The following is a 26569-nucleotide window of genomic DNA, read 5'->3' as shown; positions in this document are numbered from 1 at the left end:
AGCGCTCAAAGAGAAAGGAAAACAGCAAGCAGAATTTGCGTCACGGCGTCTGGATCAGCTTCCTCGTTCGAAAGCAGGATGAGGCACTGACAGAGATCATTGCTCCCACGGGGAAAAAACGCCAATTCAGCTCGTGATGGCAGATGCAAGTGCGACAACACACGCCAAAAACGTGACCGCCGCCACGGCAGTGATGGCGTGCGCCGACGGTGCCACCACTCCATGACCACACAACAGGTGTCGCCGGCGCCAAGCACCATAAAAAATGATGGCGCCTGAGGCCATCAGCAATACCAGACCCAGACCCGTGATCGGCGCATGTTGCCCCACCCAGCCAGAGCGAAGTGCCAACAGCGCATTGAGCAACATCGCCAAGCCGGTGCGACTCCAAGCCAGCGCGGTGCGTTCGGGCTGCAGGCCGGGGTCCCGGGGCCGAGCTAATGAGTTCAAGCTTGTACCACCAGCAAAAATACGAGCACAGCCGTAATGCTCAGCGTGCCTGCAGAGATCAGCGGAATGGCCAGCGTGCCAGGCAATCTGCATGAATTGCGCATAGCAATCTCGTTGGCGCGCCAGCGCACATAAGCCAGTCCGCACAGCGCGGCAGCCAACATGCCCATAGCGATGGCGAGGGACACGATCACCTGATGCGAAGCAAGCTGAGTAGAGAACTGCTCCAACAGAACTCCGCCGGCCAGCAGCGCTAGGGCTGTACGAATCCAGGCGAGAAAAGTGCGTTCATTGGCCAGCGAGAAACGGTAATCAGGCTCTATTCCTTCTCGCCTCCATTGCGGCTCGCCCACAAAACCTGTTTTCTTGGGTGATTTCTCAGAGTGCTCATTCACCATCGCCTTACTTTCTTATGTCGAAGAGCGTGCGCTCCAGTTAGGTGAACGGTTCATTCACGCCGCTCAACTGGGAAATGCCTATACAGGAGAAATCTAGCTGGATGACGACGTTTCCCAGATTGAGCTCGCCCACAGACAGGTCAGTTACCCCCGGTGCGGCACATCGGCTCCAAGCACCAAACGAAAAGCTTAGAGTCCAATGTCCCCGTTGAAGGCCCGATAGGCCGCTCACAGCGGCCGACGATAACTCCCCTAAAAAAAGGGGCGATCAATCCAAGGTGGTGCCTGTGGACTTCACCAGCATCGACCATTTCGCTGTTTCAGCTTTGATGAGTTCGCCAAAGCGCTCGGGCGTTCCGCCTGCGGGCTCTGCGCCGATATCGACCATTCGCTGTCGCACGTCGGGCATTGCCAGCATCTTGAGAACGGCCGCGTTCAGCTTGTCGATGATTGGCTTGGGCGTTCCCGCCGGGGCCATCAAGCCCTTCCAAGCCGGAACAACATAGCCGGCTAGACCGGCCTCATCCATGGTCGGGATATCGGGCGCTGCCGCAGCACGGTGCGTACTCGCCACTGCCAGTGCACGCAATTTTCCAGCCTTGACTTGCGGTAGGAGTGCAGGCATGTTGTCGATCGCCATCACCACATGTCCGGCCAGAAGATCACTCACGGCGGCGCTGGAACCCTTATAGGGTACATGCAGCATCTTCAAACCAGCAGCCTGGTTCATGAGCTCACCAGCCAGGTGTGCCGGCGAGCCCTGACCTGGCGATGCAAATGTGATCGGCGTTGAGACGGTCTTAGCATAGGCAACGAATTCCTTGAGCGTCTTCGCAGGAATTGAAGGGTTGACCACCATCAGGTTGTGTTCGTTCTGTATCAGGATGATGGGGGCTAGGTCCTTCATCGGATTGATCGACATCTTTTTGTAAAGACTCGGATTGATCACAATCTGCCCCGTTGACGATACGAGCAGGGTGTAGCCATCGGGTGCAGCCCGGGCAACTAGCTCGGCACCGATGTTGCCGCCGGCACCAGGACGGTTTTCCACAATGACCGGCTGTTTGAGCTCCTGAGTCAGCTTTTCCGCAACTAGGCGTGCCGCAATGTCTCCCGAGCCGCCTGGAGCAAAACCCACCATCAATTTAATGGGCTTGCTGGGATAAGCCTGCTGCGCTATGGCAGGCTGAATCGCAAGTGCCGCCAATGCGCACAGGGCGAATGATTTGCTTTTTTGCATTGTCTTGTCTCCAGTTTTTTTGAGTGAGTGACCTGCCAGGCCCAACGAGGGCCGGCTTATCCGGCGCTGTGGTTGCTCACCTGGACGAATCGCTCCATGCGCACCTGCATACGCAAACGCATGGGGTGAATGGCCGTTTCATGCATTTACCTGCCCTATTTACAGCTCCCTACGGGCCAGGCTAAAGCTCTGACCTGTCGGACCTTGCGTCGGTTGCGCCGCTATGAAGAGGGCCATAGGGACCACTTCGTCTGGTTCCTTCATCCATTCGCCGCCCGGGCCACCTGCACGTAGCGCCTCCTCGCGGCCCTTGATGAACGCGGTCATTACCGGCCCGGGAACGAGCTCATTAACACAGATGTTGTGCTCGGCCAGCTCCTGCGCGAGCACCCGAGTCAACATCCACACGCCCGCCTTGGAGACTGCATAGGCGGAACGCGTGGCTGAACTACGGTGCCCCATGCCCGAGCCGATGAAGATCAGCTTCCCCGCGCCACGTGCGCGCATGTGGGGGATGGCCGCCCTGGCCGTGTGGTAAGCACCGATCAGATTGGTATCGATGGTTTGCTTCCAGCTGTGCAGGTCGGACTCTTCCACGAGCATGTTCTCTGCGGAGCTGCCGGCGTTGGCCACGATGATGTCGACCCCCCCCAAGGTGGTTGCGGCATGGCTGAACGCGGCCTCCACGCTGGCGTAGTCCGTAACGTCTATCGTGACGCTGGTCGCCTTACCCCCGGCACGGACGATCAGTGCCACGGTTTCATCGATTTCAGCGGGCGAGCGTGCCGCGCAGCAGATGTCCGCGCCAGCCCTGGCGTAACCCAGGGCAATCGCGCGTCCTATGCCACGACCTGCACCGGTCACGAAGGCCACTTTTCCCGCAAGCGAAAAATCTGTCATTGAAGCCTCCGGTTCATTGCTCACCGAGAATCGCGGCGTAAATCGCGCTCGGCTCGGTTCCGCCATCAATGTCGAGGTCGACGAAGACCCGCAGGGACGCACCGGTAAAGGCAAACGGTGCCTCGTAGGAGCGGCTGACGGGTGCGCCCGCATCCAGTCCGCAGTTGAGGCCGGCGGTGGTACCGTGCGTGGGCCAGGTGCTGGGAATGACCACCGAGCCGAGCTCCACGCCATCGACGTAAAGCGAGGCCGCGCCCGCATTCTTACCCTGGCGCTGGAACCGCAGTTCGATGCTCGCCTTGTCCGCTGCCGGCCGGAAGTCCACCTGGAGGCGGTGCGTCACTGACTCGGAGTAGACGTATTCGTAGCACAGCTTGCCGCCCTGAAGGAACAGCACAAAGCCACCGAAGTGACTACCCCAGGCCAGGAGAATGCCTTCCACCCCGGGAGCGCGCGCACCGTTGAACGTGGCCTTGATCCGGTAGCTACGGTCGGTGATATCGGGCGAAGTCAGCCGGTCGATCCGGGCCATGTCGCCATGCAGCTCGTAATGCGCCACCGGGTTCATCTTCAGGCGTGCGGCCGCCCGTTCCCAGTCCCGGTCATCGAGCGGGAGCGCGCCGTATTGGCGTGCCTGATCCCACCACAGGTCGACCATTGCCTTGAGCTTTTCGGGCTTTTGCGCCGCCAGGTCATGGATCTCCGCGTAGTCCTGGTCCAAGTGGTACAGCTCCCACTCATCCTTCTCGAAGTCTCCGTCCTTGGGATGGCGTGCGACGGCCTTCCAGCCGCGGTGCCAGATGGCGCGATCACCGAGCAATTCGAAGAACTGGCTTTCCTTGCGCGTGGGTGCTGTCGACTCGCCAAAGGTATAGGCCATGCTGAGGCCATGGATCGGCAACTGCGGCGTGCCCTTGTAGGTTTGCGGCGCCTGCACCTTCAGAATGTCGTAAACCGTGGGCGCGAGGTCGATAACGTGATGGAACTGGTGGCGGATGGCCCCTTCGTCCTTGATCTGCCCCGGCCAGTGCATGATCAGCGGCGCGCGCACGCCGCCACCATGCGTGCCTTTCTTGTACCACTTCAGCGGTGTGTTCGAGACCTGGGCCCAGCCTGTCGGGTAGTGGTTGTAGGCCTGCTCGCTGCCGATCTTGTCCAGGTTCGCCAGTCCCACTTCTGGCGACTCCTTCTCGTACACCATGTGCTTGCGCAGATTGATGGCTCCTGTCGGGCCACCTTCGGCGCTGGCGCCGTTGTCGGACAGCAGCACGAACAGCGTGTTGTCGAGCTGGCCAACGGAATCGAGGTAGTCCACCAGGCGGCCGATTTCAGAATCGGTGTGCTCCAGAAAACCGGCGTAGGTTTCCTGCAGCCGCGTGAACAAGGTCTTCAGGTCGGTTGTCAACTCGGTCCAGGGCTGGACACCAGGGTTCAAGGGCGACAGCGTGGTGTTGGGTGGCACAACGCCCAGGCGGATCTGCTTTTGCAGACGCTCGGCCCGGATACCGTCCCAGCCACCGTCGTAGCGACCCTTGTAGCGGTCTATGTATTCCTGTGGCACATGGTGCGGCCAGTGGCAGGCACCGAAAGCCAGGTAGAGAAAGAAGGGACGCTGCTGCGCGGAAGACAGGTGGTCACGCACGTCGGTGATCGCGTGATTCACCAGGTCCGTGCTCAGGTGGTAGTTCTCCGGCTTTTCCAGGCGGATAGGACGGTTGTCCTGGCACAGCTCCGGGTTCCACTGGTCAGTCAGCGCGCCATGGAAGCCATACCAGCGGCTGAAGCCCTTGCCGATGGGCCAGTTGTCGTGCGGGCCAGCCGAACCATAGTCGGCGATATTGGTTAGATGCCATTTGCCGACGGCGTAGCTTCCGTACGCATGCTGGCCCAACACTTCAGGGATGGTCGCCGCTTCGCTAGACACCTGGCCGCTGTAGCCAGGAAAGCCGCTGGACCATTCCGCAATGATGCCGACACCCACGGTATGGGCATTGCGCCCCGTCAGCAGACAGGCCCGCGTAGGCGAGCACATCGACGTCACATGGAAATTGGAATAGCGCGCGCCCTTGGCGGCCAATTCATCCATGCGTGGCGTGGCAATCTCGGAGCCGTAGCAGCCGATGTCGGAATAGCCCACATCGTCCAAAACGACAAACACTACGTTGGGTGCGCCCGCCGGTGGCGCCACCTTGTCAGGCCACCATGGCACGGAGTCCTTGTAGGTCTTGCCGATTGTTCCCTTGAACGCATTTGCGGGGTTCATCTTGTTGTGTCTCCGAAAGTGAAGCCTCTGGCTTCAGATAGGTAAAAAGCGCTGTAGTCCACCAGCGTGGGGCGGGTACAGGCCTGGAGCAGGCTAGACCTGCACGGCTGCTAGTCCGCCCCATCCTGTCGCTGTCGCCTGAGCTCAGGCGGCTACGCCTGCGTAGGGCACATCTTCATTGCCATAGCGGCGCACACGGATGTTGGCCTGCTCGCCGTGGGCGACCATGCCTTCGATAGCGCACAGGCGCGAGCAGTATCGGCCGATCATGGCCGAGGCTTCGTCGGTCAAGACCTTCTGGTAGGTGCATGTCTTAATGAACTTGCCGACCCACAGCCCGCCGGTGTACTTGCCGGCTTTGCCGGTAGGCAGCGTGTGGTTGGTGCCGATCACCTTGTCACCGTAAGCTACGTTGGTGCGTGCGCCCAGGAACAGGGCCCCATAGTTGCGCATGTTCTTCAGGAAATAATCCGGATCGCGCGTCATGACCTGGACATGCTCGCTGGCGATGCGGTCGGCCTCCGTCACCATTTCCTCGTAGGAGTCGCAGACGATCACCTGACCATAGTCGCGCCAGGACACGCCGGCCGTCTTGGCCGTCGGCAGGATTTTCAGCAGGCGCTCGATTTCGGTGATGGTGTCGCGTGCCAGCTTCTCGGAGTTGGTGAGCAAAATGGCAGGCGTATTGAAGCCGTGCTCGGCCTGGCCCAGCAGATCAGTGGCGCACAGTTCGGCATCGACCGAGTCATCGGCGATGACCAGGGTTTCCGAAGGGCCGGCAATGAGGTCAATGCCGATGCGGCCAAACAGCTGACGCTTGGCTTCCGCGACGAATGCGTTGCCGGGGCCGACCACCATAGTCACCGGTTCAATACTTGCAGTCCCCAAAGCGAAAGCGCCGATCGCCTGTACACCGCCCAGCGTGTAGATTTCATCTGCACCACCCAGGTGCATGGCGGCGACCACTGCGGGTGCTGGCTTGCCGCCCACGGGCGGCGACGAAGCGATGATGCGCGACACGCCTGCGACCTTGGCCGTCACCACGCCCATGTGGGCCGACGCCACCAGCGGGAACTTTCCCCCCGGCACATAGCAGGCCACACTCTCGACGGGCATGTTCTTATGGCCCAGGATCACGCCGGGCAAGGTTTCCACTTCCAGATCGTGCAAGGTGTTTTTCTGGTGTTGCGCGAAATTGCGGATCTGGGTTTGCGCAAAGCGGATATCGTCGAGCTGACCGGGCGTCAGCTGTTTCACGCAGGCGGCAATTTCGGCATCCGACAGGCGAAAGCTTTCCGGCGACCAGTTGTCGTACTTGGTGGACAGTTCCAGCAAGGAGGCATCGCCACGCTCTTCAATGTCGGAAAGAATATTGCGGACGGTGGCCTGCACTTGCGATGCGTCCTGGGCGGACTGTTCTGCCGTGCGGCCTTCTTTGAGATAGCGAACCATATGTGTCTCTCCGATCATCTGAGTTGGGATTTCTTTGCAATTTCACGCAAGATGTGTACAGTTTGCATTAGCAAATTGCGCAAATGTTGCGCAAACATTCATGGTTAACCCTGGCAGGAATCACTTATGAAATCCCAGACCGCCCACCGAAGCGCCTCCATGCCCAGCGCCCCTACACTGGACGACGTTGCGCAACGCACAGGCGTTTCCACCTCGACTGTGTCACGTGCGTTGTCAGGGCACGCATCCATCAGCGCGGGCACGCGCGACCTGGTGCAGGCGGCGGCCAGCGCGCTCGGCTACCGCCTTCCCACGCAAGGCCGCAAGGTCAGAAAGTCGGCCACGAAGATCGTCGGTGTTGTGATCGGCGCACTGCATAACCGCTTCATGACGGTGCTGCTGGAGCACCTGCACGACGAATTGCTGGCCTGCGGTTACCACGTCACGCTGATCATCGACTCCATGAACGAAGCCAGCAGCCTGCAGACCCTGCGGCCGCTGATCGACGGGTTTCTCGACGGGCTCATCTTTGCGACGGCTTCGCTGGACTCGCCCGTGGTGGCCGAACTCAAGCAGCGCGGCATTCCGCTGGTACTCGTCGTCCGCTCCGTCGACGAGCCCGGTATCGACACTGTCGAGATCGACAACAGCCACGCCGGCGCGGAAGCGGCGCGCCACCTGTACGAGCTCGGCCACAGGAACATCGGCATCGTGATGGGGCCGCGCAACACTTCGACCAGCCGTGACCGCTACGAAGGAGCGATGAAATGGCTGGAACTCCAGGGCATTCCACGCCAGGACGTGCCCGTCATCTTCGGCGAGTACACCACCGAAAGCGGCTACTCCGGCGCAGTTTCGCTGCTAGCGCAGCCTCAGCCCGTGTCGGCCATCATCGCCGGCAATGACACCATAGCCATGGGCGTACTTGACGCAGCGAAGCGCCGCAGCATTGCCGTGCCGCAGCAGCTGTCGGTGATCGGCTTCGATGACATTCCCCTGGCAGGCTCCCCCTTGCTCGCATTAACGACGATTCGCCAACCAGTGGAAGCCATGGCACGCACGACAGCACGTCGACTCGTGGAGCGGATGCAGGGCAACCATTTCTCACCCGCGACACGGGACATCCTACCGATCCAGTTGATCCAGCGCGACTCCACTGGCCTTGTGCGCAAGCCATAGCCTGTGGTCCCTGCCAGCAGCCGCTGGCAGGCGTAGAGTCGCTAGACGACCTCGAACAGGCCTGCCGCGCCCATGCCGCCGCCCACACACATGGTCGTGACCACATATTTCACGCCACGGCGCTTGCCCTCGATCAAAGCATGGCCCACCATGCGCGCGCCCGACATGCCGAACGGATGGCCGATGGCGATCGCTCCGCCGTCAACGTTCAGGCGTTCGTTCGGGATGCCCAGGCGATCGCGGCAGTAAAGCACCTGGACCGCAAAAGCCTCGTTCAGCTCCCACAGACCGATGTCCTCCATCTTCAGTCCGGCACGCTTAAGCAGCTTGGGCACCGCGAAGACCGGGCCAATACCCATTTCGTCTGGCTCGCAGCCGGCCACCGCAAAGCCACGGAAGATGCCCAGCGGCTGAATGTTGCGACGCTGGGCCAGGCGAGCATCCATGACCACGCAGGCACTGGCACCATCCGACAGCTGGCTCGCATTCCCGGCGGTGATGCAGCCGCCCTCCACCACCGGTTTCAGGCCCCGCAGACCGTCCAAGGTGGTGACGCGGATGCCCTCGTCCTGCGTCAGCGTCACTTCCTCTTGGCGCGCTTCGCCGGTCTGTTTATCCACGACGAGCTTACGTGTCGTCATGGGCACGATTTCCCGGGCCAGACGCCCCGCCTCCTGCGCGGCCAGCATGCGCTGCTGGCTTTGCAGTCCGTATTCATCCTGGCGCTCGCGAGAAACGCCATAACGCCGGGCAACCGTTTCAGCGGTATCTATCATCGCCGCGTAGATGGCCGGTTTGTGGGCCAGCAACCACGCGTTGCGCGCCTGGTGCATATTGGTGTGGTTGAGCGTGAGGCTCACCGAATCCAGCCCGCCGGCCACCACGATAGGTGCGCCGCCCATGACGCTTTGTGCGGCCATGGCGATGGTCTGCAGTCCCGAGCTGCAGAAACGATTGACGGTCACGCCCGAGGCCGTGACGGGCAGGCCGGCGCGCAGTGCAATCTGGCGCGCGATATTGAAGCCGGTCGTGCCTTCAGGGCGCGCCGTGCCCATCATCACGTCTTCGATTTCGGCCGGATCAATGTCTGCACGCGCCACGGCATGGCGCACGACATGGGCGCCGAGCTCCGCGCCATTGGTGTCATTGAATGCCCCGCGTGTGGCTTTGCCAATGGGGGTACGGGCAGTAGAAACGATGACTGCGTCATTCATGGGAAATCTCCTTGGTTATTGGGTCGAAGCCTGGGAATCGCCCAGATCCTGAAAGCGGCCGCCGGAAGCCGCCAGTTGGGCCAGCAAAGGTGCGGGCTCCCACTGGTCGCCGTGTTCCTGGTGGAATTCCCGGATACGCGCGTAGACCTTGTCCAGGCCTACCGTGTCGGCATAAAACATAGGGCCACCGCGGAAGGGGGGAAAGCCATAGCCGTTGACGTAAATCAGGTCGATGTCGGATGCTCGGCGGGCGATGCCCTCCGCGAGCAGGCGCGCGCCTTCATTGACCAGGGCATAAACATTGCGCTCGACGATCTCCGCGTCGCTGATCTCCCGGCGCGGGATGCCTGCTGCAAGTGAGCATTCGTCTATCAGTCCATGCACTACGGGATCGGGCAGCGGCGTTCGGCTGCCGGCCTCGTAGCGGTAGAAGCCAGCACCGGTTTTCTGCCCGAAGCGGCCAAGCGCGCAGACACGCTCGAGAATTCGAGAAGACCGGGTGCCAGGCTTGCGCGTCTCGGCCATGCGTTTGCGAATGGTCCATCCGATATCCAGACCTGCAAGGTCGGCCACAGCAAAGCGCCCCATCGCCATGCCGCAATCTTTGAGCGCAGCGTCCACCTGTTCTGGCGTCGCGCCCTCTTCCAACAGGAACTCGGCTTCGATCGCCTGCGGCAGCACCATGCGGTTGCCCACGAAACCATCGCAATTGCCCACCAGCACGGGCAGCTTCTTTATCTGCTGGCCCAGGCGCATGGCCGTCATGATCACATCCGGCGCACTTTTGGCGCCGCGCACTACTTCCAGAAGCCGCATCATATTCGCCGGACTGAAAAAATGCAGGCCGATCACGTCCTGCGGACGCGAGACCACGGCGGCGATCTGGTCGATATCCAGTCGCGACGTGTTGGTGGCCAAAATGGCGCCCGGCTTGCACACACGGTCCAAGCGCTCGAAGACTTCGTGTTTGACCGACATCTCTTCAAACACCGCCTCGATCACCAGGTCCACGTCGCTGAGTGCGTCATAGCTGAGCGTGCCTTGGATCAACCCGACACGGCGCTCCAGCTCCGCCGCGCTGAGCTTGCCTTTGGCGGCGGTGGCAGCGTAATTGTCGCGAATCATGCCCAAGCCGCGGTCCAGCGCCGCTTGCCGCATCTCCAGCAAGGTCACGCGCAAGCCCGCGTTGGCCAGGCTCATCGCAATGCCCACGCCCATGGTGCCCGCGCCTATGACGCCCACATGGTGGATAGGACGTGGCTGGGTGCCTGCAGGCAGATCGTCGAGCTTGGCGGCCTCGCGTTCGGCGAAGAACAGGTGGCGCAAGGCCTTGGACTCCGGGCCTTGTACCAGCACACCGAAACGCTCGCGCTCGTAATCAAGACCTGCTTCGAAATCCAGAACCATCGCCTGCTCGACGCAGTTGATGCACTCCTGCGGAGCAGTGAAGCCCGGCTTGGCCTGGCGCAGCCGTACACGCTCGTCGTCGAACAGCGTGGCAGCCCCATCGTTACGCGCCACCATGCGGGACACCAGCGGCAGGGCTGCACCGGCCTTGTCACGCGCAAACGCCGTGGCCTGAGCCAGCAGCTCGCCGTCGACCACCGCGTCGAGCAACCCGCAAGTCAGTCCCGCCTCTGCGCCCACGGGCTCGCCCGTGACGATCATGCGCAGCGCCTGGACCGCGCCGACTAGGCGCGGCAACCGCTGCGTTCCGCCGCCGCCAGGCAGCAGGCCCAGCTTGACTTCGGGCAGGCCCAATTGGCTGACCTTGGTGGCCACACGGTAGTGGCAAGCCAGCGCCAGCTCCAGGCCACCGCCCAGCGCCATCCCGTGAATGGCCGCTACCACCGGCTTAGTGGAGGCCGCAAGACGCGTGGCCAGCGAACGCAGCGTCGGCTCAGCGCCGGCCTTGGGCGTGTTGAACTGCCGGATGTCCGCGCCGCCGCAGAACATCTTGCCGCCCCCGTAGATCACCACGGCGCGCACGCTGGTATCTGCTTCGGCGGCATGCAAAGCCTCGTCCAAACCTTGGCGCAGCTCGAAACCAAGCCCATTGACGGGTGGATTTTCCAGGCGAATCAATGCGACATCGCCGTCGCGGTGGATGTGAATATGTGCAGTCATGTCGATACTCAATGAAGAATGAAAAAGGCGCTCGGCTTCAGTCGATGCGGGCAAAACGTTCGACATGGAACGCCGTATCACCAAGCGTCTGTTCGACGGCCATCTGGCGCTTGACGTACTGGGACAGCAGCAGCTCATCGGTCATGCCCATGCCACCGTGCAACTGGATGGCATCCTTACCGACCCTGCTGCCAGCCGCGCCGGTGCGCGCTTTGGCGGCCGACACGGCCCGGGTCTGAGCCACCGCATCGCCCTCGTCGACCGAGGTGGCCGCGAACCAGGCAAGCGAGCGCGCCTGTTCGACCTCAATCAGCATGTCAACCATGCGGTGCTGCAGCGCCTGACTCGCACCTATCGCCTGGCCGAACTGCTGACGCGTGCGGGCATACTCGACGGTCATGTCCAGCATCACCGTGGACAGGCCCACGCTCTCAGCGGCCAGCGCCGCCGTCGTGCGCCGCTCGGCCGTGCTCAGCGCGGCATGCGCGTCGCCGACCGGCCCCAGCACCTGTGCCGCCGTAGCCACCACCTTGTTCAGCGTCAGCTCCGATGCGCAGCCCCCGTCGACGGTGGGAAAGTGGCGCCAGACGAGCTGCGGCGCATCGGTCGGCAGGACAAACAAGCTCAGGCCCTGTGCATCGCCGGCCACGCCTTCGGTGCGTGCGGCGACGATCACGTGGGAGGCATGCTGGGCATACCAGACATTGGATTTGTGTCCGCTGAGCACGAACCCATCGCCCTGGCGCTCAGCCCGTGCAGCCAGCGGCAACAGGTCATGACGGGCCTCGACTTCGTAGACAGCGCAAGCGAACATCGCTTCGCCGCTGGCCAGTGCCGTGAGCCAGCGATCTTGCTGCGCAGCGTCGCCCAGATCGCCCAGCAGGCTGCTGGCGTAGACCGCGCTGAAAGCGTAGGGCGTGCGCACACAGCCGCGTCCGAGCTGCTCCATCACACAGGCCGCGTCGACCGCGCTGCCTCCCGATCCGCCCAGACTCTCGGAAACCGTCAGGCCCAGCAGGCCCATCTCGGCAAACTGCTTCCAGCGGGCGGGCGAAAAATCGCGGGCACTGGCGCCCTCACGCGAGACGTAGCGTGCAATGCTATCGGACAGCATTTGCTGCATTTCATTCAAGGAAAAATCCATGGTATTGACCCTTTCTACAGCCCAAGGGCGACCTTGGACAGGATGTTTTTCTGGATCTCGTTGCTGCCGCCGAAGATCGATAACTTGCGCCAGTTGAGGTACTGGCGCGTGATGGCCGACGCCTCGCGCAGCTCGGCATCCAGCGCTGTCTGGGTCGCGACATGGGGGTCGACATAAGACAGGCTGCGCGGCCCTATGGCCTCGACCAGAAGCTCGCTGATGCCCTGTGCCAGTTCGCTGCCCTTGATTTTCAGGATTGACGGCCGCGCGCCCACCTCGCCGCCGGCCTGGGCCTCGCTGACCAGTCGCAGATTGGTGTACTCCAGCGCCAGCAGGTCGATCTCCAGTTCCGCGATGCGTTCATTCAACCGCGCAGCGCGGGCCGATGTGAACATGCCACCGAGCTGGCCGCGCACGATGCGCTTGAGCAGGGTCAGCTCACGCTTGGAGCGGCCGATCTGGGCGATACCGAAGCGCTCGTGGCTCAGCAGGTACTTCGCGTAGGTCCAGCCCTCATTCACTTCGCCCACAAGGTTCTCACGCGGCACGAACACGTTTTCAAAAAAGATCTCGTTGACCTCGTGCTCACCGTCCAGGGTGATGATGGGCCGCACCGTGATGCCGGGCGTCGCCATGTCGATCAGCAGAAAGGAAATGCCTTTTTGCTTGATGGCGCTGCCATCGGTGCGCACCAGGCAAAAAATCATATTGGCGTGCTGCGCCAGCGTGGTCCAGGTCTTCTGGCCGTTCACGACGAAGCCGTCATCGCGCACTTCAGCGCGGGTCTTCAACCCGGCTAGGTCCGAGCCTGCACCAGGCTCGGAGTAGCCCTGGCACCACCAGTCCTCGCCGCTGAGAATGCGCGGCAGAAACCGGCTTTTCTGAGCTTCTGTGCCAAACGCCGTAATCACCGGCGCCACCATCCGTGGGCCGAAGGCCGGCACACGCGGGGCATTGGCCAGATCCAGCTCCTCTTCGTAGATATAGGTCTGCACCGGTGTCCATCCGGTACCGCCATACTCCACCGGCCAGCCAGGGGCCACCCATCCCTTGGCCGCCAGAAGGCGATGCCAGTCCAGATAGTCTTCCCTATCCAATGGACGGTGAGCAGCGACCTTGTCGCGGATGCGGTCGGGAAGATGTGTGCGCACAAAAGTGCGTACGCCCTGCCGGAAGGCCTCGTCGGCCGGACTGAACTTCAAACCCATGCGTGTCTCCTGAATCGAATCGCATGCCAAGGTAGGCAAGAAATTAATTATTGGAGCGACGACCCGTTTTCCGGCGCGGTGTTTCGCTATGTGTTCCACAGCGGCCGCACGCCTTTTGCCGCAGGCGCGCGTTTTCCCTAGAACCTGTTCACCTTTTGCGTCGCGAAAAGTGCGCGCCCACCCTGCCAGGCTCACATAGCAAAACCTTACGCTCGGCGGCTTGCCGCTGCCATGGTCGGCGACGACACTGACTTCGGACCACACCATGTTTCAGCGGTAATTTTGGAAAGAGCACCATGACGATTCAATTGCAACGACGCGCAGTTTTGGCTGCCATCGCGCTGGTCGCGACCACGGCAGGAACTTCGTTTCCAACCATTGCTGCCGATTTCCCCGATCGCCCGCTACGCCTCGTCGTACCCTACCCTGCTGGTGGTGGCGCCGACACCCTGGGTCGTGTACTCGCCAAGCAGCTTTCCGAATCACTCAAGCAAGCGGTCGTGGTGGAAAACGTCATCGGTGCGGCTGGCACCATGGCTGCGAGCAGCGTGGCCCGGGCGCGGGGCGATGGCTACACCCTGATGCTAAGCAACACCGCCACCCATGCCATTGCTCCTGCCTTGTATCCACAGTTGCCCTACGACCCGGTCAAAGACTTTGTGCCACTGGTGCATATTGCGAGCTTCGGCAACGCCATCGCCGTCCACCCGTCGCTGCCCGTCCACAACGTCAAGGAGTTGATTGCCTGGAGCAAGAAGACCTCCAACGGAGGCTCGTACGGTAGCTGGGGCATAGGCTCGGCGGGACACCTGGCCATGGAAATGCTCCAGGGCGAGAGTGGCACCAAGATGCTCCACATCCCGTACAAGGGGGCGTTACTGGCACTCAACGACACCATCGCCGGCCAGTTGCCGCTGACGATGGTCGATGTGACGACGATTACTCCGTTTTACAAGACGGGCAAGGTACGGGTGATCGCCGTGACCGGCTCCAAGCGAGCACCCAGCATGCCCGATGTGCCCACGCTGACCGAACAGGGCATCACTTTCGACACCGACAGCTGGTATGCCGTTTTCGCTCCGCCCCAGACGCCGCGTCCGGTACAGGAAAAACTGCGGGCAGCACTGGCCAAGCTCGTCGTGGACCAGGAAATCCAGAAAACGCTGGCCAGTCTCGGTTTGAACCCTTCAACGCTCAACGTCGATGAATTCGCCGTGATGCAGCGCAAGGACGTGGCCACCTGGGCACGGCTTGCCAAACTCTCCGGCGCGAAGCTGGAGTAAACGCCCTGCGGCACCCGTAGTTCCAGGCAGTCACCCCTGCCTCGCCCCTTTCATCCCTGTCGCAAGCTTGCTCCATCGCCTGGCGCAAATGCGAGACCACGCCCCCGCGGGCGCATCCTTTGAGAATTTCAGCATGAACGCACGCCACCCTTTCAAAAGCGACGCATTGCAGAACGATTGCGCGCTGACCACGATGTTCCGCCCCCAGAGCGTTGCCATCATCGGCGCCTCGTCGGCCTTGCACAAGATCGGCGCCCTGCCCTTGACGCACCTGATCCGCCATGGCTACGGCGGCAAGATCTACCCAATCAACCCAAAAGCGACCGAGGTGCAGGGCCTGCGTGCCTATCCGGACATCGCGAGCATCGGTGCGCCCGTGGACATGGCCATCGTGGCGGTACCGGCCGCCGCCGCCGGCGCGGCGATCGAGGAAGCCGCCCGCGCCGGGGCCCGCAGCGCGGTGGTGTTCACGTCCGGCTACGCCGAAGTCGGCGCGGAAGGCGTCATCGCCCAGGAGCGCCTGGCGGCCATTGCGCGCCAGCACAACATGGCCATCCTGGGCCCGAATTGCCTGGGCTTCATGAACGTGCGCGAAAAGCTGTACGCGACCTTTTCACCCGCCCCCTTTGCCGGACTGGTCGAGGCCGGCAACGTGGGCATGGTGACGCAAAGCGGTGCCTTTGGTGCCTATGCCTACAGCATGGCCCGCGAGCGTGGCATGGGACTCTCGTATTGGATGAGTACGGGCAACCAGTGCAGCGTGGACGTGGCCGCCTGCATCGAATGGCTGGCCAACGATCCCCACACCAAAGTCATCATGGCCTACGTGGAAGGCTGCCGTGACGGTGAGGCACTCAAGCGGGCCCTGGCCCGCGCGCACGAACTGGGAAAACCGGTGGTAGTCACCAAGGTCGGGCGCACCGGCTCGGGGGCCCAGGCGGCGGCCTCGCACACGGCGTCGCTGGCGGGTGACGACGCCGTCTATGACGCCTTGTTCCGCCAATACGGGGTGATCCGCGCCCTGACGATTGAAGACTTCTTTAACTTCGGCTATGCCCTGAGCGTGGCCCAGCGGCGCCCCGCAGGCCAGCGCCTGGGCGTACTCACGGTGTCCGGCGGGGTCGGCGCGCTGATGGCGGACGACGCGGAAGACGCGGGACTGGTGCTGCCCGAAATGCCGGCTCAAGCGCAGCGTGCCATCGTGGAGCGCGTGCCTTTTGCCGGCCCCAAGAACCCGGTGGACATCACCGGCCAGTCGTCTTCCGAGCCCGACCTGCTGAGCTTCGCCGCCGACCTGATGGCCGACAGCGGCAATTACGACAGCCTGATCGTTTTCCTGGCCGCATCCGGCATGTCCGAAACGCTGTGGCCCCAGTACCGCGACAGCCTGATGAAAACGCGTAAGCGCTTTCCCGACATGCTGATGGCGATCTGCACGCTGATACCCGCGCACCAGCGCAAGCCGTTGGAAGAGGCTGGCGTGCTGCTGTTCAGTGACCCCACGGCAGCGATCCGAACCTTGGCGGCCATCTCCCGCCCCGTCACCCACGTCCAAGCCAGCATCGTGGCGCCACTGACCGCGGGCCTGCGCACGGCATTGCAAAGCACGTCCCATTTCACCGAAGCGCAGGCGCTGGACCTGCTGAAACAGGCGGGCTTCCCCGTGGTCGCCCATGCAGCATGCTCGAATGCTAACGAAGCCGTGGCGGCGTTAGAGCGCTTTGGCCCACCGGTGGTGGTCAAGCTGCTGTCGCCGGACGTACTGCACAAGAGCGACGTTGACGGTGTCCGGCTCAGTCTCGGCACCTCGGAAGGCGTTCGCTGCGCCTTCGACGATGTCATGGCCTCGGCGCGCCAGCATTGTCCCGATGCGCGCATCGAAGGCGTGCTGGTGGCTCCCATGGTCAAGGACGGCGTCGAATGCATTTTGGGCGTGCACACCGATCCGGTGTTCGGCCCCGTGGTGATGGTGGGGCTGGGTGGAATACTGGTGGAAGTGCTGCGCGACGTCAGCTTCCGGCTGGCCCCATTCGACCATGCGACCGCTCTCGACATGATCGACTCGCTCAAGGGAAAAGACGTGCTGTACGGCGTGCGTGGCCGACCGGCATGCGATGTAGCGGCGTTGGCCGATGCGCTGGTGCGACTGTCGCAGTTCGCCTACGCGGCCAAGGACCAACTGCAGTCCATTGACATCAACCCCTTCCTGGTGCTGCCGCAAGGCCAGGGCGGCGTCGCCGTGGATGCCGTTATCGAGGTCGGTGCACACCCGCAACATTAAGCCGCAGCCCTCCAGGCCCGTGCGGCCTGGAGGGCGTCTTTTCTGGCTGTTGTCACAGCCGCCTGCGCATGCCGGCTGCGTGCAACGCTGTTTAATATAAAGAAACACGCATAGGCACGTGCGGCTATCAGCCATACCCTGTGAAGGCGTTCTTCGTCCGTCTCGAAGATCCGCTGCCACATGGAGACAGGCATGCCCCATTCCTCTTGCTTCCCTGCAAAGGTGCCCAGAGTCCGCTCGACCAAGAAGCCGGCGCGGGACTACCAGTTTGCCACCTCACTGGTCCACGGCCTCGACCTGCTGCGCTGCTTCACACTGGCCGAGCAGTTGCTCAGCAATGCCGAGCTGGCGCACCGCACCGGCCTGTCGAAAGCGACCATCACGCGCTTGACGTACACGCTGACGCTGCTGGGCTTTCTGCGATTTGACACAGCGATGCGCAGGTACCGGCTGGGCTCGGCGTCCATCACCGTGGGCTATCCGCTGCTCGTCAGTTTGAAGGTTCGGCAGGTCGCCCGGCCGCTGATGCATGCGCTGGCGACCGAGATGGGTGGAACGGTCGCGCTGGGCATGCGCGACCGCACGCAGATGGTCTATCTGGAGACCTGCCGTGCACGCGACCTGGTGGATCAATTGCCCGACATTGGCGCCAGCATTCCCATGCTGCAGACGGCCATGGGCCGGGCCTGGCTGGCGCGCGCGCCAAGCGAGCAGGCTGCTACGGTGCAACAGGCGCTGGAATGCGATACGCCGGACATATGGCGCAGATACCAGGCCGAACTGGACGCGGCGCGCCAGGACATGGCGCAGTTTGGCTACTGCTTTACGCGAGGCGACTTCCATGACGGAGTCCATGCGGTGGCCGTGCCGCTCGGCGTCACCGTCGAAGACGAGTTGCTGGTTTTCAACTGCTGCGTCCCGGGAAAGGCCCTTGCCTCGCGGGCCCTGGAGGAGGCACTGGGACGGCGTCTGCTGGCCTTGGTCGCCGAGGTACGGCATCGGCTCGACGCCGAAACCACGGGAATGCGCGATGCCCCCGCACACCATTGAAAAAGACCGGCAGTTCGCCAATACGCTGGCGCGCGGGCTGGAGCTGATGCAATGCTTTCGCGCCGGAGAAGCGGCGCTTCGCTGCCGCGATTTCGTGGAGCGCACGGGCCTTAACAAAGCGACGGTTTCGCGCCTGCTCTACACACTCGTCCAGCAGGGCTACCTTCGGCACGACAAGATCCTCCACCGGTATCGCCTGGGGTCGTCGGTGCTGTCCATGGGCTACTCCCTGCTCGCCGGCATGCGTGCTCGCCAGGTGGCGCGTCCGTACATGCAGGCGCTGGCGGATGAGTACAACGGCACGGTCGCACTGGGCATACGTGACCGGCTCCACATGATCAACGTCGAGGCGTGCCGGCGCGCGGAAAGCCCCATGCCGCGCTCCGACATCGGCTTGCCGCTTCCGCTGCTGGAAACGGCGATGGGACGGGCCTGGCTGTCGCACGCCTGCGCCCGCAAGAGGGACGAAATTCTGAACCAACTGAAAGTCAACGAGCCGAGGTCATACCAAAGACACCATGCACGCATCGCAGAAGCGCAACGCGATTTGCTGGAACTGGGCTTTTGCCGCAACCGCGGCGACTGGCGCCCGGAGCACCACTCAGTGGGTGTGCCGATGGCCATGCCGGTGAATGCCGAAATCCTAGTGTTCAACTGCGGCATCATGGCGGAGCAGGCTGAGGACGGGGTGCTCGAACGCGAGATCGGACCGCGGCTGGTGACACTGGTGCGCAGCGTGGAGCGCGCGCTGGGCCTGCGATAACAGCGACGGCACGGGCCGGGTGGCCAAACGGTTCACACAGCAAAACACCTATCGAAAGCCAGCATGGGATGCCTATGCTTTTGTCAGGAGCTTCGTACAGGGCAACTGCACGAAGATTTTGCGACGGATTGCCTAGCCCCACGGAACTGGAAACATGAAACTCATCTATTCGCTTCTGACAGCCTGTGCTGCCTTGACCCTCGCAGGCCAAACCGCAGCCCAACCCAGCTACCCGAGCCAGCCGATCAAGCTGGTCGTGCCATTTCCCGCTGGCGGCGACTCCGACATTCTGGGCCGCCTCCTGGCACAAAAGCTCGGCACAGGACTCAAGCAGTCCGTCATGGTGGATAACCGCCCCGGGGCCACCGGAATCATCGGTGTGGAAACCGTCGCCAAGGCCAAGCCCGATGGCCATACCCTGCTGTTGACGCTGGCAGCGACCCATACGATGCTGCCTCACCTGCATTCGCGAATGTCCTATGACGCACTCAAAGATTTCGTACCCATCGGAATGGCTGTTCGGTCCGCCATCGTATTGGTGGTAGACCCGTCCCTGCCCGTCAAATCCTTATCCGAGCTAACCGCACTTGCGAAAGCCAAGCCGGGCAAGCTCTCCTATGCGTCTTGGGGCAATGGCTCTGGCGGCCATCTCATCGGCGAGGCTGTCAAATCCCGGGTGGGCGTGGACCTCATCCACGTGCCCTACAAAGGCGTCGCCCCCGCAATGAACGACTTGATGGCTGGCCATATCCCGGTCATGTTCACGGGGCTGAGTTCGGCACTGCCCTATATCAAAGCTGGGAAAATGCGCGCGCTGGCCCTCGTGACGAAACAGCGGGTTCCGACACTGCCAGATGTGCCGACCTTGATCGAGCAAGGGGTCGATTTCGAAGCGGAATCCTGGTATGGGCTGTTTGCGCCAGCCGGCACTCCGGCCGCGACTATCAAGCAACTGAACACGGAGCTCAACAAGGCGCTGGAACTGCCTGATCTCCGAGACCGCCTAATGTCAATCAACTTCCTTCCGCAGCCGACCACATCGGAGCAGTTCTCAGACATCATTAACAATGACTATGCGAAGTGGGGAAAGATCATCAACACAATCGGCATCAAGATCGATTAACACGCTTAACTCCATTGTTTCAAATGCATCGGTTTGTCGAAAGGAAATACATCGTTCCTGCGCAGCCGACAACGTCGGTAGGCCATCGCCCTTGGTCTCTTTCCCCCGCTCCACCGCTTGCAAGACACGAACGATACCGCCAGGAGAATCTATGACTGAGCATGTAACCGTCAATTCAGCCCAGAATGTCTTGACCCTCACTCTGAACAGACCAGAGAAGATGAATGCACTGACCAACGCGATGTACGCGAGGTTAGCTGATGCAATTGCAGGCGCCGAGAACAACACATCCGTTCGAGTTATCGTGATTCGAGGCGAAGGTGGCATGTTCACCTCTGGCAACGATTTGGGCGAATTTTCCGCAGTGGCTTCCGGGAAAGCAGGCAGTGAAGAACGCCATTCATCTCGGTTTCTGCGTGCTCTCGCCAGCTCAACGCGCCCGTTGGTAGCAGCTGTGAACGGACGTGCCGTGGGAGTGGGGACAACAATGCTGTTGCACTGCGACTTCGTGCTTCTCGCCGACGATGCACTGCTGTCCACACCCTTCGTCAATTTGGCGCTAGTCCCCGAGGCGGCTTCGAGCTTGCTCCTGCCTGCCCGCATTGGCTACGCACGAGCTTACGAGATGTTTGCTTTGGGCATGCCTGTGACTGCTGAGCAGGCAGCGTCCTGGGGCATCGCGAATCGCGTTGTACCAACGGCGGATTTACATCAGGAGGCCCAGAAAATTGCACAGCTTCTTGCCAGCCGCGCCGCTGGATCATTGAAGCTGACAAAAGGTCTGATGAAACAAAGAGAGTCCGTTGCAAGTCAGATGGACCTGGAAGGTGCCCAGTTCGTCGAGTGCCTCAAGAGCCCTGAAGCTCGCGAAGCCTTTGCTGCCTTTGCACAGAAAAGAGCACCTGATTTCTCGCAGATTTCGGCTTAGAGGCGATGCTTTCAGTGGCTGCTTTCGAGCTCCCAGTTCCGCTGTAGGTTGACTCCTATGAGTCGACACCACCGGTTCGCAGCTTACGAAAGCTGCCGTTCAGGTTGTATCGATCCAGTAAGTTTCCGGATTGAGGCGTACAGCGGACGTCTGGCCAGGTAGCGGGTCAACGTCTGGTATCGATGGCAGCGGTCACAGGCTTACCAAAGCTCAGGGGCCGCAACCAGCCTGAAGCAGCCACCATGAGAATGCGTGAGCCGACAGCTACAGACCGAACGCCGGAGGCCACAAGCAACGGAATGCTCAGCGATGGAAGGTAAGAAGGTCAGCGTAACCAGAAGACGCCCTCCGGATCAATCCAGCATTTTTCTGAAACTTTGATGAGCTCCCAAAGCATCCTGAACCGCCTGTCGTGTAAGCGGCAACCGATGCAAAGAATCTTTCTTGGCAAGAAGTTCCGGGATCTTTTGATACAGCTGCCAGAAAAAGATACGCCGAGCACCCTGCTCTTTGAGCAACAACAGCGTGGTGTCCCGCACCAAGCTACTTAAGAGTTTGTCACGAGCGTCCCAATCCACAGTCACTCCTCTTACCTTTGCTCCTTTAGGCAGGAAGGGCGGCTTGTACTTGTCTAGCCAAATGCGATCATTGCGATAAAGCCAAGTATGAGTGCTCTGCGCCTTTTTAATCATCCAAGTGATGCCTCGAAAGCCTGAAGCTTTCAATAAGCTAAGCCAGATAGCTCGCTCCTGGTCTCTCCTATCTGTTTTGTCCTTTTGAGCTTGGTTCCGACTGGAACGAGCATCATCTTCGGGCAACTCAATCTGTGAGATTGCCTCCAACGAGACACCCATCTGCACAGCAATCTCGGCATCACCTTTGCAAAGGCGTAGTTTCCGGCTCGCTGCAGCATCAATTGCGGGGAGCATTAACGGTGAAACGTCCTGCCCTACGGTGAATGCATCACCTCCCTGCAATGTGGTGGCTTGAGTCTCTGAGCCAATACCTTTGCAAGCTTGAGTCACCGCAGTCAAGTCGATTGAGTGCCCCTGACCTGGCTGCGCAATGACGTCAATATCCGCCGGCTGCAAGGAATCAGCGAAACCAAAGGAGCACAACTTTTGGGGTTGCGGGGTGTTGGATTGAGCTTCTCTGAACGTGGATGCACTGCCAAACAACCAGTGAATCACCAACAAGTGGCTCAGCGGATGCGTCCCTGTTCTTGATGGATGCAGCAATCGCCCTAATTGAATCGACCAGATTTTTTTAGATAGCTGCCAGCCTCACGGAATTACGTCTCTCAAACTCTATTGGAGACAGACCATCAGCAGACGAATGTCTGCGAATGGGGTTGTAGAACATTTCGATGTAGCTGAAGACATCGCTGTGCGCCTCTTGCCTCGTAGGATAGGTTTTTCTGCGGATGCGCTCCCGCTTAAGCAACTGAAAAAAACTTTCAGCAACTGCGTTGTCGTGACAGTTTCCTCGCCTGCTCATACTCGATTGCAGGTTGTGGCTAGCAAGGAAGCGCTGCCATTCATGGCTTGTAAATTGGCAGCCTTGGTCAGAGTGCACGGTCACGGTATTGCATGGTCTTCTACGCCAGAGCGCCATATGCAATGCATCCAAGGGCAGCTGGGTATCAATGCGGCTACCTGTTGCCCAGCCAACAACTTGGCGTGAGAACAGGTCAATTACCGTTGCCAGGTACAGCCACCCCTCATGAGTGCTGATATAGGTGATATCAGTCACCCAGACTTTGTTCGGAGCATGCACGGTGAACTGCTGCGATAGTAAGTTGGGAGCCACGACTGCTGGAGCACCTCCTCGCACACGAGGGCGTCGTCCGTAGCCTCGCTGAGCCTTTAATCCCTCACAGCGCAGCAGTCTTGCTACCCGGTGCCTGCTGCAGGTCTCGCCTAAGTCACGCATGTCCAATGTCAACTTGCGGTAGCCATATACGCCACCGCTTTCTAGCCATGCCTGCTTTAGAAGGCCCAATAGACGCTGGTCATCGGCCGCACGTTGACTGAGCGGCCGAACCCTCCAAGCGTAGTAACCACTGGGGTGCAATTGCAGCACCCGGCACATGCGCACAACGCTGTAAATCAACTGGTGCTTGGCAATGAAGGCGTACTTCAGTCGCACTGGCGAGCGAAGTACGCCGCCGCTTTTTTTAGGATGTCACGCTCCTCGGTGACCCTTTTGAGTTCTGCTTTGATACGGCGTAATTCTTCGCTTTGACTGACTTGCTCCTGCCGCTGAGCTGCGGGGATTTGCTGCAGTCGAATCCACTTATACAGACTATGCGTGCTCACGCCTAAACGGCGTGAGACGTCGGCTGCGCTGTGGCCGTGTTCCAAGATTTGCTTGACGGCCTCAATCCTGAATTCTTCTGGGTAGCGTTGTGCGTTCATATGGACTCCTATTTGAACGGAAATAGGAGGCTGTGAACTATCTACAAAAAGTTGGTCGATTCAGCGGCTTGTGCTTGTCTAGCCAAACGCGATCATTGCGATAAAGCCATGTATGAGTGCTCGGCGCCTTTTTGATCATCCAAGTGATGCCTCGAAAGCCTGAAGCTTCCAACAAGCTAAGCCAGATAGCTCGCTCCTGGTCTCTCCTATCTGTTTTGTCCTTTTGAGCTTGGTTCCGACTGGAACGAGCATCATCTTCGGGCAACTCAATCTGTGAGATTACCTCCATCGAGACACCCATCTGCACAGCAATCTCGGCATCACCTTTGCCACGGCGTAGTTTCCTGCTCGCTGCAGCATCAATTGCGGGGAGCACTGACGGTGAAACGTCCTGCCCTACGGTGAATGCATCACCTCCCTGCAATGTGGTGGCTTGAGTCTCTGAGCCAACACCTCCGCAAGCTTGAGTCACCGCAGTCAAGTCGATTGAGCGCGCATGACCTGGCTGCGCAATGACGTCAAGACCCACCGGCTGCCAGGAATCAGCGAAGCAAAAGGAGCACAACTTTTGGGATTGCGGGTTAATGGATTGAGCTTCTCTGAACTTGGATGCACTGCCAAACAACCAGTGAATCACCAACAAGTGGCTCAGCGGATGCGTCCCTGTTCTTGATGGATGCAGCAATCGCCCTAATTGCATCGCCGCAGCGTCCGTATCGATGGGAAGCCTTGCGAACTCTGCAACCTTCCCAAGTGGAGCGGCATATTCGAGAAAGGCGCTGGAGAGCTGCGCAAGCCGAAGGTAACCCCCATGGGTCACCCACCCTCGACGAGCAAGCTCACCCGAGTAAACCTCATTCAATTGCGGAGCCAACAAGGGCCTTATCGCACCGCCCTCCACGATCTCCTCAATGAGCTGTGCCAGACGCCAGAGCAACGCGAATGTCTTGTCCGGCATCGAGGCCTGGCCCTCTATTGCGCTCTGTAGCAGATGACAACTTGGTAACAACCAATTGAAGCGCTTTAGTCCAGTCGATTTGTAAACGGACTGGGAGAGGAGTTGCTGGTGCTTTGTGCATACCCAAACTCCAGGGTACTGGTGGCGAAGATGCCAATAGGCCCACCCGACGTTTCGCACGTCTTCATTGATGCAAGCAGGGCAAGCTTTAAGCGGATGACTTGCCCTGAAGCGGCTTGAAAGGATGCCTAGACGAAGCTTCAACCGCGCCACATTGGAGCCGGCCAAACAGTTGACTGCATCCTCACGATCTCCAGCGGAAATGAAGGCTTGATAAAACTTCAGCAAGGTGTGTTCACGGGCAACACGCCCTGTGTCACCTACCCTACCGTTCGTACGCTCAACGAAGGTCTGAAGGTTATTAGGTAAATCATGTTGCACGCCACCACGCGCATGTGCAAACAACAGCTCACAAGTGCTTTCCGAGCTTGGATACCCCCATAGGTAGTGATGGCGGCTCGCAAGGCTAAAGCAGGTCTCATCCTGGAGCCAATCCAGGAGTGGAAGCTGGATAGAGACACCATCATCAAGCGGCATCAACATAATCTAGCAGCACCGATTTGGATTGCAAGATCTTGTTGGCTTCCTCTTTGGGCCAATTGTGGCCGCCCCTCTCAGATGCGCCTCGCGTAATTAAGTAGGAGTCAACAGCATGCTTTCTGGTGTCATCTCTTGGACATGCGCCGAACAGAGACGCTAGCGACTTGAAGGCAATCTACTCCCCCTCCAAAAAAGACCTCCATGGGAGCTATTTTTTTGAAGCGAGCGAGTTTACGACTTTAGTTCTGCACCACTGTCCCCCGCAAACCCGCATGAATGCTAGGTCGGTGTTTGCGACTTTATTTGCGAGTTTGCGACTTTATTTACCCAGAATAATAGCCCCTGTCTCCGCCGCGACGAAAATCACGCACATTGAGGGTTTGCTTTCTTTGCACTGCAGCATGAGGCTTTTAGATTGGAGCTATTTCCTGCTTCGCTTCAAACGCTGCACGCCATGGCCTTCATCAACTACGTTACCCAGATTCAATTTGATTTCGGCGCTGTTCGCCTTCTACGCCAGGAGTGCGAACGCGTGGGCATCGCCCGCCCGCTGATCGTCACCGACCAGGGCGTCAAAGCCGCAGGCGTGCTGCAAAAGGCGCTGGATGCTCTTGGCGATCTGCCATATATCGTGTTCGACCAGACCCCCTCCAACCCTACGGAAGCGGCCGTGCGCGCCGCTGCCGCGCTCTACCGCCAGCATGGCTGCGACGGGCTGATCGCCGTGGGCGGCGGCAGCGCCATCGACTGTGCCAAGGGCGTGGCGATTGCCGCCACCCATGACGGCCCGTTGGCGCATTACGCCACGATAGAGGGTGGATCGCCGCGCATCAGCGAGCGCGTAGCGCCGCTGATTGCCGTACCCACGACCAGCGGCACCGGCAGCGAGGTGGCACGCGGCGCCATCATCATCGTGGATGACCACCGCAAGCTGGGCTTTCACAGCTGGCATCTGGTTCCCAAGGCCGCCATTTGCGATCCCGAACTTACCTACGGCCTGCCGCCCATGCTGACGGCAGCCACCGGCATGGATGCCATTGCCCACTGCATGGAAACCTTTATGGCCGCTGCCTTCAATCCACCGGCGGACGGCATTGCCCTGGATGGCCTGGCCCGCGGCTGGGCGCACATCGAACGTGCCACACGTAACGGCAATGACGGCGAAGCGCGCCGCCAGTTGATGAGTGCCAGCATGCAAGGTGCGATGGCATTTCAAAAAGGGCTGGGCTGCGTGCACAGCCTGAGTCACAGCCTGGGCGGCGTGAACCCGCGCCTGCACCACGGCACGCTCAACGCCATGTTTCTGCCCGTAGTCGTGCTCTTCAATGCACAGGCCGAAAGCGTGCAGCGCGATAACCGTCTCAACCGCATGGCCCACGCCATGGGCCTGAGCAGCGGCAGCGACATTCCCGATGCCATCCGCGACATGAATGCACGCCTGGGCCTGCCGACCGGGCTTGCGGCCATGGGCGTGGAGCGCTCGCAGTTTGATGCCGTGATTGGCGGCGCGCTCAAAGACCATTGCCACGCCACCAATCCACGCCTTGCGTCGGTGGAGGACTACCAGCTGCTGCTGAGCAGCTCCATGTAA

The 26569-nt window shown here is 60.6% G+C and carries 21 protein-coding genes; 8 read left to right on the top strand and 13 right to left on the bottom strand.

The window, feature by feature from the left end; all coding sequences use genetic code 11:
* Positions 1–126 precede the first annotated feature (126 nt).
* The 6 genes from EAO39_RS23065 to hisD form a co-directional block, all read right to left on the bottom strand.
* Positions 127–543, bottom strand: a complete 417-nt coding sequence (locus tag EAO39_RS23065; protein WP_120967209.1) for a DUF202 domain-containing protein — start codon at positions 541–543, stop codon at positions 127–129.
* Positions 447–803, bottom strand: coding sequence for a DUF202 domain-containing protein (locus EAO39_RS09735; protein ID WP_120970895.1), 357 nt, complete (start codon positions 801–803; stop codon positions 447–449). The genes EAO39_RS23065 and EAO39_RS09735 overlap by 97 nt, the downstream gene beginning before the upstream one ends.
* Before the next feature lie 313 nt (positions 804–1116).
* A complete protein-coding gene (locus EAO39_RS09730; RefSeq protein ID WP_120967208.1) occupies positions 1117–2088 on the bottom strand; it encodes a tripartite tricarboxylate transporter substrate binding protein in 972 nt (323 codons plus the stop codon).
* 159 nt (positions 2089–2247) lie between these two features.
* Positions 2248–2988: an SDR family oxidoreductase gene (locus EAO39_RS09725; RefSeq protein ID WP_120967207.1), complete on the bottom strand. Its 741-nt coding sequence runs from the start codon at positions 2986–2988 to the stop codon at positions 2248–2250.
* 13 nt (positions 2989–3001) lie between these two features.
* A complete protein-coding gene (locus tag EAO39_RS09720; protein WP_120967206.1) occupies positions 3002–5251 on the bottom strand; it encodes a sulfatase-like hydrolase/transferase in 2250 nt (749 codons plus the stop codon).
* Between the two features lie 144 nt (positions 5252–5395).
* Entirely contained in the window at positions 5396–6703 is a 1308-nt protein-coding gene (gene hisD, locus EAO39_RS09715; protein WP_120967205.1) for a histidinol dehydrogenase, read from the bottom strand.
* A 126-nt stretch (positions 6704–6829) separates the two neighbouring features.
* Between hisD and EAO39_RS09710 the strand changes: the two genes are divergently transcribed.
* The gene (locus EAO39_RS09710; RefSeq protein WP_120967204.1) at positions 6830–7882 is read left to right on the top strand and encodes a LacI family DNA-binding transcriptional regulator; all 1053 of its coding nucleotides are present in this window, start codon (positions 6830–6832) and stop codon (positions 7880–7882) included.
* Between the two features lie 41 nt (positions 7883–7923).
* On the opposite strand, the gene EAO39_RS09705 is transcribed toward EAO39_RS09710, so the two are convergent.
* From EAO39_RS09705 to EAO39_RS09690, 4 genes are read right to left on the bottom strand one after another with little or no spacing between them, the layout of a single operon-like run.
* Positions 7924–9096, bottom strand: coding sequence for an acetyl-CoA C-acyltransferase (locus EAO39_RS09705; RefSeq protein ID WP_120967203.1), 1173 nt, complete (start codon positions 9094–9096; stop codon positions 7924–7926).
* Positions 9097–9111: 15 nt separating this feature from the next.
* Complete coding sequence (locus tag EAO39_RS09700) at positions 9112–11223, bottom strand: FAD-dependent oxidoreductase (RefSeq protein ID WP_120967202.1); 2112 nt, start codon at positions 11221–11223, stop codon at positions 9112–9114.
* A gap of 37 nt (positions 11224–11260) precedes the next feature.
* On the bottom strand, positions 11261–12367 hold the full coding sequence (locus EAO39_RS09695; protein WP_120967201.1) for an acyl-CoA dehydrogenase family protein: 1107 nt from the start codon (positions 12365–12367) through the stop codon (positions 11261–11263).
* A gap of 14 nt (positions 12368–12381) precedes the next feature.
* A complete protein-coding gene (locus EAO39_RS09690) occupies positions 12382–13575 on the bottom strand; it encodes an acyl-CoA dehydrogenase family protein (protein ID WP_120967200.1) in 1194 nt (397 codons plus the stop codon).
* Positions 13576–13871: 296 nt separating this feature from the next.
* On the opposite strand from EAO39_RS09690, the gene EAO39_RS09685 reads away from it, so the two are divergent.
* The 6 genes from EAO39_RS09685 (at position 13872) to EAO39_RS09655 (ending at position 21003) form a co-directional block, all read left to right on the top strand.
* Positions 13872–14858, top strand: coding sequence for a tripartite tricarboxylate transporter substrate binding protein (locus EAO39_RS09685; protein WP_120967199.1), 987 nt, complete (start codon positions 13872–13874; stop codon positions 14856–14858).
* Between the two features lie 133 nt (positions 14859–14991).
* The gene (locus EAO39_RS09680) at positions 14992–17139 is read left to right on the top strand and encodes an acetate--CoA ligase family protein (protein WP_205589364.1); all 2148 of its coding nucleotides are present in this window, start codon (positions 14992–14994) and stop codon (positions 17137–17139) included.
* Between the two features lie 192 nt (positions 17140–17331).
* Positions 17332–18189, top strand: coding sequence for a helix-turn-helix domain-containing protein (locus tag EAO39_RS09670; RefSeq protein ID WP_120967197.1), 858 nt, complete (start codon positions 17332–17334; stop codon positions 18187–18189).
* Positions 18170–18952, top strand: coding sequence for an IclR family transcriptional regulator (locus EAO39_RS09665; RefSeq protein ID WP_120967196.1), 783 nt, complete (start codon positions 18170–18172; stop codon positions 18950–18952). Before EAO39_RS09670 ends, EAO39_RS09665 begins: the two co-directional genes overlap by 20 nt.
* 154 nt (positions 18953–19106) lie before the next feature.
* Entirely contained in the window at positions 19107–20075 is a 969-nt protein-coding gene (locus EAO39_RS09660) for a tripartite tricarboxylate transporter substrate binding protein (RefSeq protein WP_120967195.1), read from the top strand.
* A 151-nt stretch (positions 20076–20226) separates the two neighbouring features.
* Entirely contained in the window at positions 20227–21003 is a 777-nt protein-coding gene (locus EAO39_RS09655) for an enoyl-CoA hydratase (protein WP_120967194.1), read from the top strand.
* A gap of 353 nt (positions 21004–21356) precedes the next feature.
* Here the strand turns inward: EAO39_RS09655 and EAO39_RS09650 are convergent, their stop codons facing one another.
* The 3 genes from EAO39_RS09650 to EAO39_RS09640 all read right to left on the bottom strand — a co-directional run bounded on the left by EAO39_RS09650 (position 21357) and on the right by EAO39_RS09640 (position 24975).
* Positions 21357–22193, bottom strand: coding sequence for a TnsD family Tn7-like transposition protein (locus EAO39_RS09650; protein WP_240467087.1), 837 nt, complete (start codon positions 22191–22193; stop codon positions 21357–21359).
* Between the two features lie 76 nt (positions 22194–22269).
* Positions 22270–23420 (bottom strand): IS3 family transposase gene (locus EAO39_RS09645; protein ID WP_120967072.1). Its coding sequence is split into 2 segments (ribosomal slippage): positions 22270–23171 and positions 23171–23420, totalling 1152 coding nucleotides; the frame shifts between segments, so codons are not numbered across the junction.
* 37 nt (positions 23421–23457) lie between these two features.
* A complete protein-coding gene (locus EAO39_RS09640) occupies positions 23458–24975 on the bottom strand; it encodes a TnsD family Tn7-like transposition protein (RefSeq protein ID WP_162989518.1) in 1518 nt (505 codons plus the stop codon).
* Positions 24976–25432: 457 nt separating this feature from the next.
* Here EAO39_RS09640 and EAO39_RS09635 point away from each other — a divergent pair, with 457 nt between their 5' ends.
* On the top strand, positions 25433–26569 hold the full coding sequence (locus EAO39_RS09635) for an iron-containing alcohol dehydrogenase (RefSeq protein WP_120967191.1): 1137 nt from the start codon (positions 25433–25435) through the stop codon (positions 26567–26569).

The organism is Comamonas sp. lk, assembly GCF_900564145.1.
Classification (GTDB): domain Bacteria; phylum Pseudomonadota; class Gammaproteobacteria; order Burkholderiales; family Burkholderiaceae_C; genus Comamonas.
Note: the sequence above shows the minus strand (reverse complement) of the source record. Positions and strands in the feature narration are given on the sequence as shown.

Excerpts from the sequence above, each read along its gene's own strand:
- EAO39_RS09710 (WP_120967204.1), top strand. The coding sequence starts at position 6,830 with ATGAAATCCCAGACCGCCCACCGAAGCGCCTCCATGCCCAGCGCCCCT.
- EAO39_RS09640 (WP_162989518.1), bottom strand. The coding sequence starts at position 24,975 with ATGCCGCTTGATGATGGTGTCTCTATCCAGCTTCCACTCCTGGATTGG.
- EAO39_RS09690 (WP_120967200.1), bottom strand. The coding sequence starts at position 13,575 with ATGGGTTTGAAGTTCAGTCCGGCCGACGAGGCCTTCCGGCAGGGCGTA.
- EAO39_RS09720 (WP_120967206.1), bottom strand. The coding sequence starts at position 5,251 with ATGAACCCCGCAAATGCGTTCAAGGGAACAATCGGCAAGACCTACAAG.
- EAO39_RS09665 (WP_120967196.1), top strand. The coding sequence starts at position 18,170 with ATGCCCCCGCACACCATTGAAAAAGACCGGCAGTTCGCCAATACGCTG.
- EAO39_RS09680 (WP_205589364.1), top strand. The coding sequence starts at position 14,992 with ATGAACGCACGCCACCCTTTCAAAAGCGACGCATTGCAGAACGATTGC.
- EAO39_RS09725 (WP_120967207.1), bottom strand. The coding sequence starts at position 2,988 with ATGACAGATTTTTCGCTTGCGGGAAAAGTGGCCTTCGTGACCGGTGCA.
- EAO39_RS09700 (WP_120967202.1), bottom strand. The coding sequence starts at position 11,223 with ATGACTGCACATATTCACATCCACCGCGACGGCGATGTCGCATTGATT.
- hisD (WP_120967205.1), bottom strand. The coding sequence starts at position 6,703 with ATGGTTCGCTATCTCAAAGAAGGCCGCACGGCAGAACAGTCCGCCCAG.
- EAO39_RS09655 (WP_120967194.1), top strand. The coding sequence starts at position 20,227 with ATGACTGAGCATGTAACCGTCAATTCAGCCCAGAATGTCTTGACCCTC.
- EAO39_RS09660 (WP_120967195.1), top strand. The coding sequence starts at position 19,107 with ATGAAACTCATCTATTCGCTTCTGACAGCCTGTGCTGCCTTGACCCTC.
- EAO39_RS09670 (WP_120967197.1), top strand. The coding sequence starts at position 17,332 with ATGCCCCATTCCTCTTGCTTCCCTGCAAAGGTGCCCAGAGTCCGCTCG.
- EAO39_RS23065 (WP_120967209.1), bottom strand. The coding sequence starts at position 543 with ATGCAGATTGCCTGGCACGCTGGCCATTCCGCTGATCTCTGCAGGCAC.
- EAO39_RS09635 (WP_120967191.1), top strand. The coding sequence starts at position 25,433 with ATGGCCTTCATCAACTACGTTACCCAGATTCAATTTGATTTCGGCGCT.
- EAO39_RS09730 (WP_120967208.1), bottom strand. The coding sequence starts at position 2,088 with ATGCAAAAAAGCAAATCATTCGCCCTGTGCGCATTGGCGGCACTTGCG.
- EAO39_RS09695 (WP_120967201.1), bottom strand. The coding sequence starts at position 12,367 with ATGGATTTTTCCTTGAATGAAATGCAGCAAATGCTGTCCGATAGCATT.
- EAO39_RS09705 (WP_120967203.1), bottom strand. The coding sequence starts at position 9,096 with ATGAATGACGCAGTCATCGTTTCTACTGCCCGTACCCCCATTGGCAAA.
- EAO39_RS09685 (WP_120967199.1), top strand. The coding sequence starts at position 13,872 with ATGACGATTCAATTGCAACGACGCGCAGTTTTGGCTGCCATCGCGCTG.